Genomic DNA, 18,022 nt, shown 5'->3' on the forward strand with positions numbered 1-18,022 from the left:
CCAAATGACACGAATCTGAGAATAAGCGCATTTAGATAAAGGTCTTTCATCATAATGGTGCAAAAAAAAGAATCTATGGAAATGAAAATCCACAGATTCTGATTCTAAATGATGTTTTCTTCAGTTTTTCATTTTTCGGAGCGATCTACAGCTCTGCTTTCTCCTGTTCTGTGCTGTTGTATGTTCGCTCAACGACTGCGGCAAGCGTATCGATGAAGCGCGGATCGGTGTTCGGCATAGGCGGACGGTGATAGCTTGCGCCAAGCTCGTCCGTAACCGCTTTACACTCATAGTCGTTGTCATACAGCACTTCCAAGTGGTCAGAGACAAATCCGACCGGTGCGTAAATAAATGACCGGAAGCCTTCCTGATACAGTTCTTTTGTTAAGTCTTGGACATCCGGACCAAGCCACGGATCGGGTGTGTTGCCCTCACTTTGCCAGCCTACGGCGATCTGGTCAAACGACAGTTGTTCTCCGATTAGTTGGGCCGTTTTCTCGAGTTGATCCGGGTATGGATCTCCATGCTCCTTGATTTTTTCCGGCAGGCTGTGTGCTGAGCATACAAGAACCGCTTTTTTTCGTTCTTTTTCAGACATGCCGTTTAAAATGCTGCCGATTTCTTCAGACCAATAGCGAATAAAGCCTTCTTCCTGGTACCATTCGTCAATCGATGCGATCCGGGGGCCGCCGATTGCTGCTGCGGCCTGTTTGGCGCGCCGATTGTATACTTCGGTACTGAAGGTGGAATAGTGGGGAGCTAAGACGACGGAAACGGCCGCTTCAATTTGGTCTTTTTTCATTTGTTCAACCGCATCCTCGATAAACGGAGAGATGTGTTTTAAGCCGAGATACATCACGTATTCGACCTCATCTTGGCGCTCGTTCAACGTTTTTTCCAGCTCTTTTGCCTGAGCGAGCGTAATTTCCGCGAGCGGAGAGATTCCGCCGATATGCTTGTAGCGTTTTTTCAAGTCTTCAATCATATCATCGGACGGCCGTTTTCCATGACGGATATGCGTGTAATACGGAATGATATCTTCTTCCTGATAAGGGGTTCCGTATGCCATGACTAACAGGCCGACTTTTTTTCGGTTCATATGTCTTCACCTCTGCTGCTGTTCTTGGCATGTTGTACAGATTCCGTAAATCCCTAAATAATGCGAGTTCACTTTAAAGTTCGTCAATTGTGCTGCTGCATGCTCAACCTCTTTGAGGTGAGGATAGTCCAGATCAGCGATTTTTCCGCATGATTTACAGACAACATGATAGTGCTCTGATGTAAATAATTCATATTTGCTTTTTGCGTCTCCGTGGGACAGCTCTTTTAAAATGCCGAGCTTCACAAATAATTTCAAGTTGCTGTAGATTGTCGGGAGACTCATGTACGGCAATTCCCGGTGAATGTCTTCCGCCGATGGGTGGCCGCCCAGAGAAGCAATCGTTTTTAAAATCAGGACGCGCTGAGCCGTTATTCGTAAACCCCGCTTCTTTAAGAAAGGGACGAGCTGTTCGTCTTCCACACGTAACATCCCCTGTCGTTCTTTGATTAAGGTCAGGCACCCGCATGCTTAAGAAGACGGGTGCCTGTACCTGAGAAAATGAGAATATTCATTGAGAATGATTGTGATTTAGCCTTAAACTTCCTGCGGAACGGACAAGCCCAATCCTTCGGCAACTCGTGTGCCGTACTCCGGATCTGCTTTATAGAAATGCTGAATTTGCCGAAGCTTGATTTCGTCTTTTGTCACCTGCTTCATCGAACCTACGATATTGCTGACAAGACGAGTCCGCTCTTCTTCGCTCAAGAGGCGGTAAAGATCGCCAGCCTGTGTGTAGTGGTCGTTATGGTCGTAAGAAGTGCTGTCCGCCGAACCAGACACCGGATAAGCCGTTGTTTTGTTTTCAGGAGATTCCTGAGGGCCTCCGAAGCTGTTCGGTTCATAGTAGACAGAGCCCCCGCCGTTTGAATCAAAGCGCATTTGTCCGTCTCTTTGATAATTATGGACGTCCGCTTTCGGACGGTTGATCGGCAGGCTGTTATGGTTTGCGCCGACGCGGTAGCGGTGCGCATCCGCATATGCGAACAGGCGTCCCTGGAGCATTTTGTCGGGAGACGGTTCAATGCCGGGCACCAATGTTCCAGGGGAGAATGTAGCTTGTTCAACCTCTGCGAAATAGTTTTCCGGATTGCGGTTTAGAACCATGCGGCCGACTTCAATCAGCGGATAATCTTTTTGCGACCATACTTTTGTAACATCGAACGGATCAAAACGGTACGTATCCGCATCCTCCAGCGGCATGATTTGAACGTACAGCTTCCATGCCGGGAAGTCTCCTTTTTCAATCGCCTCATACAAGTCCTGTGTATGATAATCGGGGTTTTCACCTGCAATCTTTGTCCCCACTTCTTCGGTCAGGTTTTTAATGCCTTGTTCTGTTTTGAAGTGGTATTTGATCCAGACGCCTTCTCCTTCGGCATTCACCCATTTGAATGTGTGGGAACCGAAACCGTGCATGTGCCGGTAAGTGGCGGGGATGCCTCTGTCAGACATCAGGATGGTCACCTGGTGAAGGGACTCTGGAGACAATGACCAAAAATCCCATACGGCATCCGGGTTTTTCAAATGTGTGACCGGATGGCGCTTTTGTGTATGAATGAAATCAGGGAATTTAATCGCATCGCGAATAAAGAAAACAGGTGTGTTGTTTCCGACGAGATCATAGTTCCCTTCCTCTGTATAAAATTTAACAGCAAATCCGCGCGGGTCGCGGACGGAATCGGCTGAACCGTTTTCGCCTGCAACAGTGGAAAAACGGACGAATAACGGTGTGCGTTTTCCGACTTCTGATAAAAATTTGGCTTTTGTATATTTGGAAACGTCATTTGTGACTTCAAAGTAACCGTGCGCACCGGCGCCTTTTGCATGCACAACTCGTTCAGGCACACGCTCTCTGTTGAAGTGGGCGAGCTTTTCGAGCAAGTGGACGTCCTGAATCAGCGTCGGTCCGCGTGAACCAGCTGTCATTGAGTTTTGGTTGTCTCCAACGGGAGCGCCCCAGCTGGTTGTTAGGTTGTTTTTATTTGTCGTCATCAAAGGATCACCTCGCGTAAATTTTAATTACAAAATAATGATAACATTTCTCAAGAAAAAAACAATATTTATTTATAATAATTATAAAGAAAAATTCATTATCGTTGATTAAATATATTAAAACTGAATAACTCCCTTCATTTGGGATAAGTTATTATTAATTCCAAATAAAGGAGGTACGGAGATGGATCAGCATTCAAACGAGCAGAAATCTGACATGGAGACGGATGAGACGTTAACGAACCGGCAGGGCCACCCGATCACAAACAATCAGCATATCAGGACCGTGGGCAACCGGGGGCCTTCCACATTGGAGAACTATGATTTCTTGGAGAAGATCAGCCACTTTGACAGGGAGAGGGTTCCCGAACGGGTCGTCCATGCCAGGGGGGCCGGAGCGCACGGCTATTTTGAAGCTTATGGAACAGCAGGCGATGAGCCGGTCTCAAAATATACGAGAGCAAAACTGTTTCAGGAAAAAGGGAAGAGAACCCCGGTGTTTGTCCGTTTTTCGACGGTGACCCACGGGATATCTTCACCGGAAACGCTTCGCGATCCCCGCGGATTTGCCGTTAAGTTTTACACGGAGGACGGGAACTGGGATCTAGTCGGAAACAACTTGAAGATCTTCTTTATCCGCGATGCGGTGAAGTTTCCTGATTTAATCCATGCATTTAAGCCGGACCCGGTTACGAATTTGCAGGATGGCGAAAGAATCTTTGACTTCATTTCCAACACGCCTGAAGCCATGCACATGATCACATTTTTGTTTTCTCCTTGGGGCATTCCGGCAAACTACCGGCAGATGCAGGGGTCCGGTGTCAACACGTACAAATGGGTAAACCAAGAAGGAGAAGCCGTCCTTGTGAAGTATCACTGGGAACCGAAGCAGGGCATAAAAAACTTGACGCAAAAAGAGGCGGAAGAAATTCAGGCGAAGAACTTCAATCACGCCACACAAGATTTATACGAAGCGATTGAGCGGGGAGACTATCCCGAGTGGGAGTTGTTCGTTCAAATCATGAGCGATGATGAGCATCCTGAACTTGATTTTGATCCGCTTGACGATACGAAGCTATGGCCTGAGGATCAATTTCCTTGGCTTCCTGTCGGCAAAATGGTATTAGACAAAAATCCGGAAGACTACTTTACAGAAGTCGAACAAGCGGCATTCGGAACAGGGGTTCTTGTCGACGGGCTTGATTTTTCCGATGACAAAATGCTTCAGGGACGTACGTTTTCCTACTCGGATACACAGCGCTACAGAGTGGGAGCCAACTATCTGCAACTGCCGATCAATGCGCCGAAAAAAAGGGTGGCAACCAATCAGCGGGGCGGCCAGATGCAGTACAAGGTCGATTTAGGCAAAAATCAAAGCCCGCACTTCAACTATGAACCTTCAACCATCAACGGGCTGAAAGAAGCGAAGCAGGATGGCAAAGAATATACTCCGCATGTCGAAGGAAATCTGGTGCGCGAAAGTATCGAAAGGCAGAATAATTTCAAGCAGGCCGGGGACACGTACAGGCATTTCGAAGATTGGGAAAAGGACGAGTTGATTACGAATCTGGTCAATACACTTGCCCCATGCGATCAAAGAATTCAAACGAAAATGATCGAGATGCTGAAGCAATGCGACAAAGAATATGGAAGCAGGGTCGAGGAAGGATTAAAAAACGCTTCCAGCCAAAATACATCCAGCCGGGAGCCGATCGGGGCAGAAGGCGCCGAAGATGCGCCGAGACAAGCGGAAGAAAAAGGGCATAGTGAAGATCCTTATTAAAGGATCTTCATTGTCTATTCAAATTGATATTAAGATATGGATGCGCTTCAGCGTATCCTTTTTATTTTGGAATAATGGAGACAATTGGTTCAGTCGTGGAGGGAAAAGAAGAATACAAAAAGAGGCTTAGGGTGTTCGCTCCCATTTGTCGAGAAAATAACGAACAGCTCTTTAACTGATATTTTCCTATATTCAATAAATGTACAAACCTACAGCAAAGAAGCAAACGGAAAATATGGTAAAATTAAACATGTGCAAAAAATTGAAAAAAGGGAGGCGTTTTCATGTTGAAAAAGTTGGCAGCGGTCGTTTTCATGTTGGGAATCATGCTTTGCGGCGCAGGCGGAACGTCTGTTTTGGCATACGGAAAGTCAATTTCTCAGGAATCGATTCAGCCCTACAGCACGGCATATACAGATGTCAAGGTGGTTGGCAAAACAGTTCGCTTTTATATTAAAGGATTGGAGAGTCCGTTTAATCAGACTTATTATGAAAGAGTCGCATGGACAAGCACTGATGAGGAGCCTGATACATTAAAGGACAACATTTTATCTGTGAAAGTACCGGCGAAAACGGGAAGCAGGTATGAGGCAAATTCAAGCGAAAGGCTTGAGCTGATCAGAGAAAAGGTCAATTCAGGCGATATGGTTTACGGATGGGCAAAAGCGCAGAATGGCAATTGGTATCCTGCCGGTTCTGCTAAAATATCTTATTGAGCAAAGAAAAAAGCAGGCATCATCCCCGCCTGCTTTTTGTACGTATCGAAAACTGCTTTGAAACGAGCATCACTCCTGCCCCTGCCAATGACAAAGCCCCGGCAAACCAAAACACCTCCCGCAGCCCGAACAGTTCAGCCGTTTTTCCCGCCACAACCGGTCCGAGAAAAAAACCGAGCGCATAAAAAGATTGATAGAACCCCATCACAGACATTTTGAGCTGAGGCGTACCAAGCTGGACGACTTTGCTGACCAAAAGCGGAAAAATAAATCCCAATGTCAGTCCTGTCACGGCGTGGATCACACACACCGCGAAAAGAGTCTCGGCGAACGGCAGCAAGGAAAAGAAAACAGCCGTTATCACATAAGATATCCATATCAGTGCATCGGCGGCCTTGACTTTGTAAAAGATACACCACACGGAAGCCAGCGTTTGCGGAACAAAAAAAGCGCACATGATCCAAATCAGCTGCTTCTCATCGATGCCGACCGATTCCGCGTAAATCGGCGTGAACCCGAACACAGTCATAAATAGCACGGCGTGGGCTAAAAACGATAATGTTGTAATCGCTTTTAAATCAGAAAGGCGCAACGTCTGTTTAACATAGTCTGACAAAGCCATCCCCTTGACCGTATGGCCGGGCCCGTTATCTTTAATGTAAAATGACAGAATCAGCCCGATGCACGAAACGGCAACACCGATCCAAAACGGAAACATCCAGCCGAACAAATGGACGAGGTATCCGCTGACAGCCATGCTGACAAATTGGGGGAGAACCGTTAAAAACTGCAGAATGCCCATCGCTTTTGACGATTGATCTTTTGTGAAATACTGCGAGTATAAAACGGTTGCCATCACCCACATCGCCGCAGTCATACCGGCGAGCAGTCTGGCCGTGATCACCATGATGAACGAATCGAACAACAGAAATATGCAGCAGCTCAACAGAGACATTGCAAAGCCGCTGATCAACAGCTGTTTTCTAAGCGGCGAAAGAACATCTGACAGGATGCCGAACGGAAACCGCAGTAATATCTGGGTGACGCCGTAGCTTCCGAGTATGATTCCTATCGCTGAATATGAAAATCCGATGTTGTCTAAATATAATCCGAAAACAGGGACATAGATGTATGTAGCAAACCATAAACAAAAGACGGCACCCCAAAAGATGATATGATCTTTCCTTAAAATTTGTTTTTCTTCATAGACGATTTGTTTTTGCAGTTCCATCCCTTTTTACTCACACCCCTTTAAATTCCAGTACATCATAAACCCCTGTCGGAAAACAAGACGATTTTTATCTTATTGAAATACAATTGAACGGTTTGCTTGCAGCCGTCGTCCTAGATACAGAGACAAAAAGAAAGGGGGTTGGCGTTTTAGTGGATCAAGCAGATGAAAAAGAACTGATCATACAGGCAAAAGACGGGGAAGATGCGGCTTTTACGAAACTGTTTCAGCTTCATTACCCCTTTGTATATCAATATGTTCTGAAATTAACGCTGAACCCTGATCTCACAGAGGACTTGGTCCAGGAAACGATGCTGAAAGCGTATGTCAGCCTCCATCAATTTCAAGGCAACGCGAAATTTTCAACATGGCTGATTTCAATTGCTTCCCGGCTGTTTATCGACCATCAGCGCCGGAAAAAACGCGAAAATCGCAAAACGAAAGCAGCAGGAGAGGAAGCCTTGCGAAAAATGAAATGGAAGTCCGCCCTTCACGGTCACGAATGGAGCGAATGCTTGGAGCTTTTTGCTGCTCTTGAGCCTGAGTTCAGAATGCCAATCTTGTTAAGGCACTATTACGGGTTTACTTACCCTGAAGTGGCAAACATGCTGAAAATAAAAGAAGGTACCGTCAAATCGCGCGTGCATCATGGATTAAAGAAGATTCGAAAGGAGTGGGGGCAGTGAATGACCGAGAAGAAAAAGAAACGGTTACACAGTTGAAACGCGAACTCGAAAGAATGGATGATAACTTTGTGCCGCCGGTTCCTCAAGTATTTGAACTGAATCAGCGCTTAGCGCGGTTTAAGCAAGAACGCAAGCGGGCGCTCAAAAAGGAATTGCTTTGTTTTATCGTCATAGCGCTGGCGATTTTATCGGCTTACTTGACGATTTCCGTTCAAGTGCCGGCTGTTTTTATCATGGTGCAGGGTGCGGCGCTTATATTTCTGCCGGCGCTCGCCCTATTAGAAAAAAGGCGGCGTGCGGCTGACGGGGAGGCTGATTAAATGAATCTTGATATGACTCAGGAAAAACTGCTGCTGCTGCTTTACATTTCACCGCTTTTATTTGCGCAGAGTATCTTTCTATTTCTTCATGCGAAGAAAAAAGGAGCCAATGCGTGGTTTTGGGGCATATGGGGCTTGATCCAAATACCGATGCCTTTATTATTCTATTATTTATTTGTTGTAAGGCCGTTTCATAAGAAAAGGAGGCCGTCATCATGACTGAAACAGATATACCTTGGGCGCTGCTCGCTCCTTTCATTGTGCTGTATTTCATTTTAGCGGTCTCCGCATTGATCAGTTGCATGAAACAGGAGAAAACGAATGGCCCAAAGTGGATGTGGATTTTGATCATTTTCGGGATCAGTTTTGTCGGTCCCGTCTCTTACTTTATTATCGGTAAAAAAACATATGAGAGGAGGCGGGTGTGATGCTGTCCGTCAATGGTTTAACAAAAATGTATCAGCAGCACCAAGCTGTCCGAAATGTCAGCTTCGACCTTGAATATCAGCAATGCGTTGCTCTTCTCGGGCCGAACGGAGCGGGAAAAACGACGACATTGCAAATGCTTTCCGGTTTATTGGCGCCTACATCAGGAGGCATCCGCTTTTTGGGGAGGGAATCGATAAACAGGCTGGAAATCGGATATTTGCCTCAGCATCCTGCGTTTTTTTCATGGATGACAGCTTTGGAATATATGGTGTTCGCTGCAAGACTTTCTAAAATGAAACGTCGTGAAGCCCTGGAAAAGAGTCGAACCGCTTTGCGCTATGTCGGTCTGGAAAAGGAAGAAGATCGGAAAATCGGCGGTTTTTCAGGAGGAATGAAGCAAAGGCTCGGGCTTGCGCAGGCTTTGGTTCATGAGCCGAGCCTGTTGATTTTGGATGAACCTGTTTCTGCCCTCGATCCGGCGGGGCGGCGTGAAGTGCTTGATATGATGAAAGATTTAAAAAAGAAGATGACAATCCTATTTTCGACTCATGTGCTGCATGATGCCGAAGAGGTGTGCGATCAAGTGATCATGCTGAAAGAAGGGGCTGTCAAATGGTCTGGTCCGCTTCACAGATTGAAGAACCGGCATTTCAAGCCATCTTATATCCTGGCAGCTGAAGAGAGCCTTGAAGGATGGCTGGAACACCTGCCTTATGTCAGCAAAGTCGTGTATCATAAGCCCTCACAAGCTGAATTTTATTTAACAGATCGGTCTGACAGCCGCCGACTGTTGGCTGAATGCTTGAGCAGACAAGTATCGATTGTTCGTTTTGAACAAAAAACGATGTCGTTGGAAGATATGTATTTGAAGGTGATGGGGTTATGAATTCATTTTTTATGTTATTTCAAAAAGAATGGACGGAAAGCTGGAGGGACGGAAAGCTGCTTTGGCTGCCAGTCATTCTGATCCTTCTGGGCTTGATTCAGCCGCTCAGCCTGTATTATATGCCCCAAATTCTCGATATGGCCGGGAATTTGCCTGAGGGAGCCGTGATCGATATACCAAGGCCGAGAGGTGAAGAGGTAATGGCGAGCACCTTGTCCCAGTTCGGCACGGTCGGTACGGCAATTTTCGTTTTGAGTGTGATGGGCAGCATTGTCCACGAACGAAACCAAGGATCCCTTTCATTGGTGATGGCGAGACCTGTCAGCCCGCTGCAGTATATCGGCAGCAAGTGGCTTCAGCAGGTGCTGCTCGTATTGGTTTCGTTTGCTGTGAGCTACGGGTTAGCTTTTTATTATACAAACCTTCTATTCGGCAAGGTTGAAATTAACCGGTTCTTATTTAGTTTATTCGTGTACAGTATATGGATTGTATTTGTCATGTCGGTCACGATGTTTTTCGGTGCCCTGTTTCGCCGTATCGGGGGGATTGCCGGCATGAGCATCAGTTTCATCGCCTTCGTTTCACTGGCGGGTTCCTTATTTCCCCGTTTTACCGAATGGATGCCTGATAAGGCGAAAAGCCAGGCTGACTATTTTATCATGCATGGTTCATGGGATAATGCTTTCGGCTGGATGGTGTTTTCGTCTTTGGGAATTGTGCTTCTTTTGTTCATGTGCACCGTTTTTGTTTTTAAAAGATATGAATCTTACTAATCAGCCGGGCTCGCCCGGTTTTTCTGATTGTCATCTACATAACTTAAGGTATACAATACACTGGTAGGTTCTGAGGGCGGTATGTAAGAATATAAAAAAAGGAGTGATCCAATGGGTGCGTTTAACAGCCAGGCAGATCTTGCGGCTCAGTCAAAAGCTAAGCCGAACAGGGTATGGATCGCTGTCATATTGGGTATTTTATCGGGAATCGGTCCGGTTGTGATCGATTTATATTTGCCCGGCCTTCCGCAGATGGCATCTGATTTACATACGAATGCTTCCGTCGTTCAGCTCAGTTTAACATCGTGTTTACTGGGGCTGGCAATCGGCCAAATTGTCATCGGTCCTTTCAGCGATGTCCTTGGAAGAAGGCTCCCGCTGATCGTTTCGCTGTCCGTTTTTGCCGCGGCCTCATTTTTATGTGCTATGACATCCTCTGTATGGGTCTTGATTGCGATGCGCTTTATTCAAGGTGCAGCGGGTGCAGGCGGCATTGTCATATCACGCGCGATTGCTCGTGATCTATATTCTGGTACAGAATTGACAAAGTTCTTTTCGCTCTTGATGCTGGTTAATGGGATTGCGCCTATCATATCCCCGGTAGCGGGCGGCCAGCTGATGAAATGGACGACTTGGAACGGCGTATTTTTCATTATCGGCCTTTTTGGTTTACTGATGATTTTGTCCGTTATATTCGGAGTTAAAGAATCACTGTCTCCGGAAAACCGCACGGCAGGCGGGTTCAAAGAGACGTTTGTATCATTTGGAAGGCTCTTCGGCCAGCGCACATTTATGGGATACGCTTTGGCGCAAGGGCTGATCGTAGCGGGGATGTTCGGCTATATATCGGCCTCTCCGTTTGTTTTGCAGGACATTTACAAATTGTCGGCGCAAGCCTTTAGTTTTTGTTTCGCATTAAACGGTTTGGGCATCATTATCGCAGCCCAGATTACGGGCAGGCTTGCCGGCCGGTTCGGCGAAGCTTCCCTTTTGCGGAGCGGTTTGCTGCTGTCTTTTACCGCAAGCGTTGTTTTATTTGTTTCTGTCTTTTTCAAAGCACCGCTGATTCTGATTTTAATTCCGCTGTTTGTCGTGGTTTCCTGCATCGGAATCGTGACGACGACCAGCGGATCCTTAGCGATGCAGAGCCAGGGAAAATCGGCCGGAAGCGCATCTGCGCTTTTAGGACTGCTTCCGTTTATTTTAGGAGCTGCCGCGGCGCCGCTCGTCGGTATTGGCGGAAGCCATACAGCTTTACCGATGGCAGTCGTCATTCTGTTTTGCAATATCAGCGCGCTCGCTTGTTTTAACATGCTGGTTCGGCGGGCAGCGCTTAAATGAAAAAAAGCCTGCCGGTTCTTTTGCCGGCAGGCTGAAATGTTTTAGCGTGGCAGGATATCAACTGTAGCTTCAGCGTGGTTGTAGTTTCGTCCGAACTTTTGCAGCTCCGCGGTGACTCTGTGAGTTCCTGCGTTTGGAAGCGTTTTCCGAACCATGACCAGTTTGAACGTAGAAGAGCTGAAAGCGTAAACCGGCACTCTGACGGTTTGCCCGTCATTTAAAATTTGTGTATAGTTCAGTGTTTTGCCGTTCAGCGAATCTCTTGTGTTCGCATGGAAGCGGTATGGAAAGTTAAATTCAACATAGCTTGAACCGACAAAAGAGTTCGGTTTGTAAGTGACTTCAATGTCTGAGGTTGTCCACTCTTTGTTGCTGTCAACCGTTTCGACATGAAGCGTCGGAGCGTTTCTGAAAAAAGTGGCGCTCGCTTCCTCGGTCGGAAGAATGAAAGAAAACAATGCTGCCGAAGTTAATAGCCCGACTCCCATTTTTCCGATAAATTTACGTTTTAACATGTACTTACCCCTCCCGTTGAGTACTTTTAAAAAATGATGAAAAAGGAAAAAATAAGTCCGTCATCTACTATATTCCTTTTCCTGCCCCATCAATCTATCACCGTTTACCATTTAAGTAAATATTTTTTGAGGAAAATTCTAAAAACTTTTAAAAAATGCATGATATGTAAAGGGAAATACAGCAGAACGGCTGCCGGCAAATTGAAGCCGGCAGGCCGAATATTGATTTAACGAGGAACAATCTCCAAAGTTGTTTCAGCATGGTTGATGTTTTTTCCATTTTGCTGCAGTTCAGCAGTAATTCTGTGAGTCCCTGCATTTGGAAGCGTTTTCCGAACCATGACCAGTTTGAACTCAGAAGAGCTTAAAGCATAGACAGGGACACGGACCGTTTGTCCGTCATTTAAAATTTGTGTATAGTCAAGCGTTTTTCCATTTAGTGTATCTCTTGTGCTTGCATGAAAGCGGTATGGAAAATGAAATTCAACATAGCTTGAACCGACAAAAGTGTTTGGTTTATAAGTAATTTCGATGTCAGAAGTTGACCACTCTATATTGCTGTTAATCGTTTTTGCCTCAAGCACAGGTTTCTGAGTCGGGTTATCCGGTTGCGGATAATCCGGCTGCGGTTTTTGAGGCGGCTGCGGCTTAGGTGACGGCTTGAATGGCGGCGGACAAAAGATCGGTCCTCTAAAATGATTTGTTTTCACCTCTTGAGCATTTGCCCCTTGGGTAGGAATGATAAATGAAAACAATGCTGCAGAAGCTAATAGACCAACACTGATTTTGCGAATGAATTTTCGTTTAAGCATCGATAAGTTCCTCCTAAATGCAATGTTAAAGTTAAAAAGTAGAGGACGTCCTTTTATTTTCAAGAAAAGGTAGAAATGAGATCGCGATCAACTATATTCCTTTTCTTGTTTACTTAATCTATCACCATTTACCAGCCAAGTAAATATTTTTAGATAAATTTCTAAAAAAAATTAGTATAAATTGATAGTTTTCTGTCAACTCATAGCCTTTTTTTATAAAAAGGAGTCGTATAAAGAACAAAGTGGATAAATATGTATATTGGGTTGCGGTTCTTTGAGGGGCGTTTTAATATAAAACAAAAAGGAATGAGGGGGCTGGATGATGAGAGATGTTCAGTTGTTTTTGGCCGGGGATTCAACGGTTTGCGATTATGATAGCGACAGGGCGCCGCGTGCAGGCTGGGGACAGAAAATTGGCGCGTTTTTAAGCGCCGGTGTTTTGATCCGCAATGAAGCGGCATCAGGGAGAAGCTCAAAAAGCTTTATTGAAGAAGGCAGGCTGGAGCGAATTATGACACAGATCCGAAGCGGTGATTATTTGTTTGTCCAGTTTGGTCATAACGACCAAAAGCCGGATGATCGCTATACAGAGCCATACACAACTTACAAGCAGCATTTGCGCCGGTATATAGATGACGCCCGGTTAAAAAAAGCCAATCCGGTCCTCATTACACCGGTCCAGAGAAGATCATTTGAAAGCGACGGCCGGTTCAAAAATACCCATGGCGACTATCCTGATGCGATGATACAGCTTGCGGAAGAGCTTCGGGTGCCGCTTATCGATCTCGCCTTCAAAAGCCGTCAATTGCTTGAATCGCTGGGACCGGAAGCTTCCAAAAAGCTGTTTTTATGGCTTGAACCGGGGGAACACCCCAACTATCCGGACGGAGCAAGGGATGACACCCATTTTTGCGACTACGGGGCAAATGAAATCGCTAAGCTTGTTGCACAGGGCGCAAAAGAAACGGGAATTCCTTTATAAAACAATCTACTTGAGAATAATTTTCAATTATTTTTCGAAATTTTTGCACTTCCGATCCCAAACTGTGATACGATCAATCTCGTAAAGATTCTCAAAAGGAGTGCACATCATCTTATGATACGCCGCTTTTTTTCATACTATAAACCTCATAAACGTCTGTTCTTCATCGATTTCAGCAGTGCGATCATCGTCGCAATGCTTGAGCTGGCTTTTCCCCTAGTCGTTCAGTGGTTCATCGATACGCTGATTCCCGAGGGAGACTGGCTTGAAATTGTCTGGGTAAGCATCGGCCTCTTACTGATTTATTTGCTCAGCACGGGCCTGCAATACATTGTCAATTATCTCGGGCATAAGCTCGGCATCAATATTGAAACGGATATGCGCCAGGAGCTTTTCCAACATGTACAGCGCCAATCTTTCCGATACTTTGACAATACAAAAACTGGACATATCATCAGCCGCATCACAAATGATCTGTTTGATATCGGAGAGCTGGCCCATCACGGACCGGAGGATTTGTTCATCGCCGTGATGACCTTTTTCGGTGCATTTTGGATCATGCTGACGATTAATGTGAAGCTTGCCTTGGTTGCTGTTCTGTTTGTGCCGTTATTGATTATTTTAATCACTTATTCAAATATCAGGATGAACCGCGCTTGGCGCCAGATGTACAGCGAAATCGCCGATGTTAACGCCAGGGTTGAGGACAGCGTCTCAGGCGTTCGCGTCGTTCAATCTTTTACGAATGAACGCTTTGAGATTTCCCGGTTTTTAAAGAACAATCAAAAGTTCCGCAAGGCGAAGCTGAAAGGCTACAAAACGATGGCTCTCACGACTGCGGGGACCTTTTTGATGACGCGGCTGATGATTCTGGCAGTGCTTGTGTACGGAGCTTGGCTCAGTTTTTCCGGGAATATGTCCTACGGGGAATTCGTCGGGTTTGTTCTTTATGTCAACGTGTTGTTTAAGCCGATTGATAAAATCAGCGCCATTTTGGAGCTTTATCCGAAAGGAATGGCAGGATTTAAGCGGTTTACGGAGTTGATCGATACAAAGCCGCAGATTGTCGACCGCAAAGATGCGATTGATGTTCAGCTGTTGGAAGGAAACATCGTCTTCAAGAATGTGACGTTCGGCTATGAAAAACATAAACCTGTCCTGCAAGGCGTCGATCTGTCAATTACAGCCGGAGAAACGGTCGCTTTTGTCGGCCCTTCGGGAGCGGGCAAAACGACGATCAGCTCGCTGATTCCGCGTTTTTACGATATAGACGGCGGAGCCATCACAATTGACGGCATCGATATTCGCGACATGACAAAACGTTCTCTCCGTTCGCAAATCGGCATCGTCCAGCAGGATGTGTTTCTTTTTACGGGGACGCTCCGCGAAAACATCGCCTACGGAAAACTGGATGCGACAGATGAAGAGATTCAGCGGGCCGCCAAAATGGCGCATTTAGAACAGCTGATCGAGTCGCTCCCGGACGGTTATGAGACCCAAGTCGGCGAAAGAGGGCTGAAGCTGTCAGGGGGCCAAAAGCAAAGGATCGCAATCGCCAGGATGTTTCTTAAAAATCCGCCGATTCTCATATTGGACGAAGCCACATCAGCACTTGACACAGAGACGGAGCAGGTGATTCAAAACGCTTTGACAGAGCTCGCAAAAGACAGGACGACGCTTGTCATTGCTCACAGACTTGCTACGATCCGCAATGCCGACCGGATTGTGGTCGTGACAGAAAACGGAATCGCAGAAGAAGGAACACATGATGAACTGGTTGAGCGCGGCGGTATTTTTGCGAATCTTCATCGTGTACAGTATCAGTCGTAAATGTTTGAAACAGGCAAGCCCATGTTTGGGCTTGTTTTTTTAAGGGCAAAAGACCTTGAAAAGAGAGAGAACCGATGCTACACTTTCGTTATAAACTGTCGATATCGGATTTCGATATTGAGTTTCGTTAAAGGGGGTGCGGTATTGGAAGATAAAGTATTGCGAAAGCTATTTCTGGGATTTATTCAAATTCATATTTTGCACCACGCCAGCGAACATCCGATTTTCGGCTTGTGGATGCTTGAGGAATTGAAAGAGCACGGATATAACATCAGTGCGGGAACGCTGTATCCGATCCTTCATTCAATGGAATCTGACGGACTTCTTCGAAAAGAAGAACAGAATGTGGACGGGAAAATCAGAAAATACTACTCAACTACGGAAAAAGGAGCAAGCGTACTGAAGGAAGCAAGGTTGAAAGCATATGAACTGTTTAAAGAAATTAAAGAATAGAGGAGTGAAATCATGACAAAGCATAAAGCGGACCGAAGCTTGAGGTCGCTGCTTGAAATTCTATTCGTTTCAACCAGGCTTGGATTGACATCGTTCGGAGGGCCGATCGCCCATTTGGGATATTTTCATGCTGAATATGTCCGCAAAAGAAAATGGATGGACGAAAAAAACTATGCCGATCTGGTCGCTTTATGCCAGTTCCTGCCCGGCCCTGCCAGCAGCCAGGTGGGGATCGGAATCGGCGTCATGCGAGCCGGCATCATTGGAGGCATCTTAGCGTTCATCGGGTTTACTCTCCCATCTGTCATAGCACTCGTATTATTTGCTATGATTCTGCAAGGCTTCGATATCGGGACAGCCGGCTGGATTCATGGGTTGAAAATCGTAGCCGTAGCCGTAGTCGCCCATGCTGTTTTGGGGATGGCGCAAAAGCTGACACCTGATAAAAGGCGCAAGGCGATCGCGCTGTTTGCTCTAGTCGCCACCCTTCTCTGGCAGACGGCTTTTACACAGGTCGGAGTCATCCTGCTCGCCGCTTTCGCCGGTTATCTCATCTATAAAGAGCAAGTTGAGACAGATGATTCTGTCATGCGATTTCCAGTGTCGCGCCGTTTTGCGGCGGTTTGTCTCAGCTTGTTTTTCGGGCTTCTCATACTGCTGCCGATGCTCAGAGAACTGACATCTTCCAGCTGGATTGCCATGTTTGACAGTTTTTACAGGTCGGGTTCTTTAGTCTTCGGCGGAGGGCATGTGGTCCTGCCGTTATTAGAACGGGAATTTGTACCGACGGGCTGGTTAAGCGAAGAGGCTTTTCTAGCCGGGTATGGAGCCGCTCAAGCTGTCCCGGGGCCTTTGTTCACATTCGCTGCATATCTTGGTGCGGTGATCAGCGGCTGGCAAGGCGGAATGCTCGCCACAGCGGCGATTTTTCTGCCGGCGTTCCTGCTGATTTTGGGGACGCTGCCCTTCTGGGATACGCTGCGCCGCAATCCTAAAGTGAAAGGCGCTTTAATGGGAGTGAATGCAGCCGTTGTGGGAATATTGATTTCCGCATTTTATCATCCGATCTGGACCAGCTCGATATTGGCGCCGGTTGATTTTGCATTCGCCGCGGTTTTATTCAGCCTGCTTGTCTACTGGAAGCTTCCGCCATGGATCATCGTTGCAGCCGGTGCTGCCGGCGGTGCATTGATGCAACTGCTGTAAATGGAGAAGGCTGCCGACAATTCGGCAGCCTTTTTTCTCGTATTAACGATGTTCTTTTCCGATTTCGGGAAGCACCGTTTTGGCGATATTTTCGTCCAATTTTTCATAGTCGTAGTATTGAATCGCATCATATAATTCTTCGCGCGTCTGCATGTCATCGAGCACACCCTTTTGCGTGCCTTTTTCGAAAATTTCTGCGAAGACCCGTTCATAAGCTTTTGCGGCAGCGCGCAGGGAGGTTACCGGGTAAATAACCATGCTGCAGCCGAGCATTTGGAATTCGTCAGCCGTGTAATAAGGCGTTTTTCCGAATTCGGTCATATTGGCGAGGAGCGGCACTTTAATGGATGAGGCCATTTCCTTGAACTCAGCTGCGTTCGTTAATGCTTCCGGAAAGATGGCATCGGCTCCCGCGTCGGCATATAAATTGGCGCGTCTGACGGCGGCCTCCATTCCTTCCGCTGCTTTTGCATCCGTGCGTGCCACAATGACGAGTGAAGGGGCGGTTTCTTTTATCGCTCTAATTTTTGCGATCATGTCTTCTGCCGGGACAAGCGTCTTTCCATTTAAATGTCCGCATTTTTTAGGCAGCTGCTGATCTTCGATTTGAACGGCTGCGACCCGGCTTTCAGCCATTTCGGCCGCCGTGCGCGCCGCATTTAGGACACCGCCGTAGCCGGTGTCGATATCGACCAAAAGCGGAAGATTTGCGGCTCTCACAAGTTCGCTGGCTTTTTCAGCGATTTCCTGGGAATGAATCATTCCGAGGTCAGGGAGTCCGCGGCTTGCCGTGTAGGCTGCCCCGGAGAGGTAGAGCGCTTTGAAGCCGATGTTTTTTGCGGTAATGGCTGCCATCCCGTCATGAACGCCTGGTATTTTCAAAATATCAGGCGCTTTCATCAGCTTTCTGAATGTATTGGCCAGTTCTTCCTGAGTTGATTGTTTCGAGACAATCCACATATTCA

The 18,022-nt window shown here is 46.6% G+C and carries 20 protein-coding genes; 13 read left to right on the plus strand and 7 right to left on the minus strand.

Going from position 1 to position 18,022, the window contains the following annotated elements:
- Positions 1–145 precede the first annotated feature (145 nt).
- The 3 genes from hemH to katA form a co-directional block, all read right to left on the minus strand.
- The gene (gene hemH / locus KI350_RS07450) at positions 146–1,099 is read right to left on the minus strand and encodes a ferrochelatase (RefSeq protein WP_065644396.1); all 954 of its coding nucleotides are present in this window, start codon (positions 1,097–1,099) and stop codon (positions 146–148) included.
- 6 nt (positions 1,100–1,105) lie between these two features.
- Positions 1,106–1,522, minus strand: a complete 417-nt coding sequence (locus tag KI350_RS07455; RefSeq protein WP_020453429.1) for a Fur family transcriptional regulator — start codon at positions 1,520–1,522, stop codon at positions 1,106–1,108.
- Between the two features lie 114 nt (positions 1,523–1,636).
- Positions 1,637–3,094 (minus strand): catalase KatA, encoded by a 1,458-nt coding sequence (gene katA / locus KI350_RS07460; protein WP_023856947.1) that lies wholly within the window; start codon positions 3,092–3,094, stop codon positions 1,637–1,639.
- 184 nt (positions 3,095–3,278) lie between these two features.
- Here katA and KI350_RS07465 point away from each other — a divergent pair, with 184 nt between their 5' ends.
- The gene (locus tag KI350_RS07465; RefSeq protein ID WP_065644397.1) at positions 3,279–4,877 is read left to right on the plus strand and encodes a catalase; all 1,599 of its coding nucleotides are present in this window, start codon (positions 3,279–3,281) and stop codon (positions 4,875–4,877) included.
- Positions 4,878–5,161: 284 nt separating this feature from the next.
- Positions 5,162–5,593 (plus strand): hypothetical protein, encoded by a 432-nt coding sequence (locus KI350_RS07470; protein WP_065644398.1) that lies wholly within the window; start codon positions 5,162–5,164, stop codon positions 5,591–5,593.
- Positions 5,594–5,612: 19 nt separating this feature from the next.
- On the opposite strand, the gene KI350_RS07475 is transcribed toward KI350_RS07470, so the two are convergent.
- Positions 5,613–6,824, minus strand: coding sequence for an MFS transporter (locus KI350_RS07475; RefSeq protein ID WP_065644399.1), 1,212 nt, complete (start codon positions 6,822–6,824; stop codon positions 5,613–5,615).
- A 152-nt stretch (positions 6,825–6,976) separates the two neighbouring features.
- Here KI350_RS07475 and sigY point away from each other — a divergent pair, with 152 nt between their 5' ends.
- The 7 genes from sigY (at position 6,977) to KI350_RS07510 (ending at position 11,259) form a co-directional block, all read left to right on the plus strand.
- Entirely contained in the window at positions 6,977–7,510 is a 534-nt protein-coding gene (gene sigY, locus KI350_RS07480) for an RNA polymerase sigma factor SigY (protein WP_065644400.1), read from the plus strand.
- Positions 7,507–7,830 (plus strand): YxlC family protein, encoded by a 324-nt coding sequence (locus KI350_RS07485; protein ID WP_065644401.1) that lies wholly within the window; start codon positions 7,507–7,509, stop codon positions 7,828–7,830. Before sigY ends, KI350_RS07485 begins: the two co-directional genes overlap by 4 nt.
- Complete coding sequence (locus KI350_RS07490) at positions 7,831–8,049, plus strand: transcriptional regulator (RefSeq protein ID WP_065644402.1); 219 nt, start codon at positions 7,831–7,833, stop codon at positions 8,047–8,049.
- Positions 8,046–8,258, plus strand: coding sequence for a PLD nuclease N-terminal domain-containing protein (locus KI350_RS07495; RefSeq protein WP_065644403.1), 213 nt, complete (start codon positions 8,046–8,048; stop codon positions 8,256–8,258). Before KI350_RS07490 ends, KI350_RS07495 begins: the two co-directional genes overlap by 4 nt.
- Positions 8,258–9,145: an ABC transporter ATP-binding protein gene (locus KI350_RS07500; protein ID WP_065644404.1), complete on the plus strand. Its 888-nt coding sequence runs from the start codon at positions 8,258–8,260 to the stop codon at positions 9,143–9,145. Before KI350_RS07495 ends, KI350_RS07500 begins: the two co-directional genes overlap by 1 nt.
- Positions 9,142–9,918: an ABC transporter permease gene (locus KI350_RS07505; protein WP_065644405.1), complete on the plus strand. Its 777-nt coding sequence runs from the start codon at positions 9,142–9,144 to the stop codon at positions 9,916–9,918. The genes KI350_RS07500 and KI350_RS07505 overlap by 4 nt, the downstream gene beginning before the upstream one ends.
- A 111-nt stretch (positions 9,919–10,029) precedes the next feature.
- A complete protein-coding gene (locus tag KI350_RS07510; protein ID WP_065644406.1) occupies positions 10,030–11,259 on the plus strand; it encodes a multidrug effflux MFS transporter in 1,230 nt (409 codons plus the stop codon).
- Positions 11,260–11,300: 41 nt separating this feature from the next.
- Here the strand turns inward: KI350_RS07510 and bslB (KI350_RS07515) are convergent, their stop codons facing one another.
- Positions 11,301–11,774 (minus strand): biofilm surface layer hydrophobin BslB, encoded by a 474-nt coding sequence (gene bslB, locus KI350_RS07515; protein WP_065644407.1) that lies wholly within the window; start codon positions 11,772–11,774, stop codon positions 11,301–11,303.
- A gap of 227 nt (positions 11,775–12,001) precedes the next feature.
- Positions 12,002–12,586, minus strand: coding sequence for a biofilm surface layer hydrophobin BslB (bslB, locus tag KI350_RS07520; protein ID WP_065644408.1), 585 nt, complete (start codon positions 12,584–12,586; stop codon positions 12,002–12,004).
- Between the two features lie 319 nt (positions 12,587–12,905).
- Between bslB (KI350_RS07520) and KI350_RS07525 the strand changes: the two genes are divergently transcribed.
- The 4 genes from KI350_RS07525 (at position 12,906) to KI350_RS07540 (ending at position 17,057) form a co-directional block, all read left to right on the plus strand.
- Positions 12,906–13,568, plus strand: a complete 663-nt coding sequence (locus KI350_RS07525) for a rhamnogalacturonan acetylesterase (protein WP_065644409.1) — start codon at positions 12,906–12,908, stop codon at positions 13,566–13,568.
- 114 nt (positions 13,569–13,682) lie between these two features.
- Positions 13,683–15,398 (plus strand): ABC transporter ATP-binding protein, encoded by a 1,716-nt coding sequence (locus tag KI350_RS07530; RefSeq protein WP_212930458.1) that lies wholly within the window; start codon positions 13,683–13,685, stop codon positions 15,396–15,398.
- Positions 15,399–15,542: 144 nt separating this feature from the next.
- On the plus strand, positions 15,543–15,851 hold the full coding sequence (locus KI350_RS07535; protein WP_020453412.1) for a PadR family transcriptional regulator: 309 nt from the start codon (positions 15,543–15,545) through the stop codon (positions 15,849–15,851).
- Positions 15,852–15,863: 12 nt separating this feature from the next.
- Positions 15,864–17,057, plus strand: coding sequence for a chromate transporter (locus tag KI350_RS07540; protein ID WP_020453411.1), 1,194 nt, complete (start codon positions 15,864–15,866; stop codon positions 17,055–17,057).
- A 42-nt stretch (positions 17,058–17,099) separates the two neighbouring features.
- Here the strand turns inward: KI350_RS07540 and prpB are convergent, their stop codons facing one another.
- Positions 17,100–18,017: a methylisocitrate lyase gene (gene prpB / locus KI350_RS07545; RefSeq protein WP_020453410.1), complete on the minus strand. Its 918-nt coding sequence runs from the start codon at positions 18,015–18,017 to the stop codon at positions 17,100–17,102.
- Positions 18,018–18,022: the final 5 nt, after the last annotated feature.

The sequence above is a fragment of the Bacillus sp. J41TS8 genome (assembly GCF_018333035.1).
GTDB classification, from domain to species: Bacteria; Bacillota; Bacilli; order Bacillales; family Bacillaceae; genus Bacillus; species Bacillus paralicheniformis.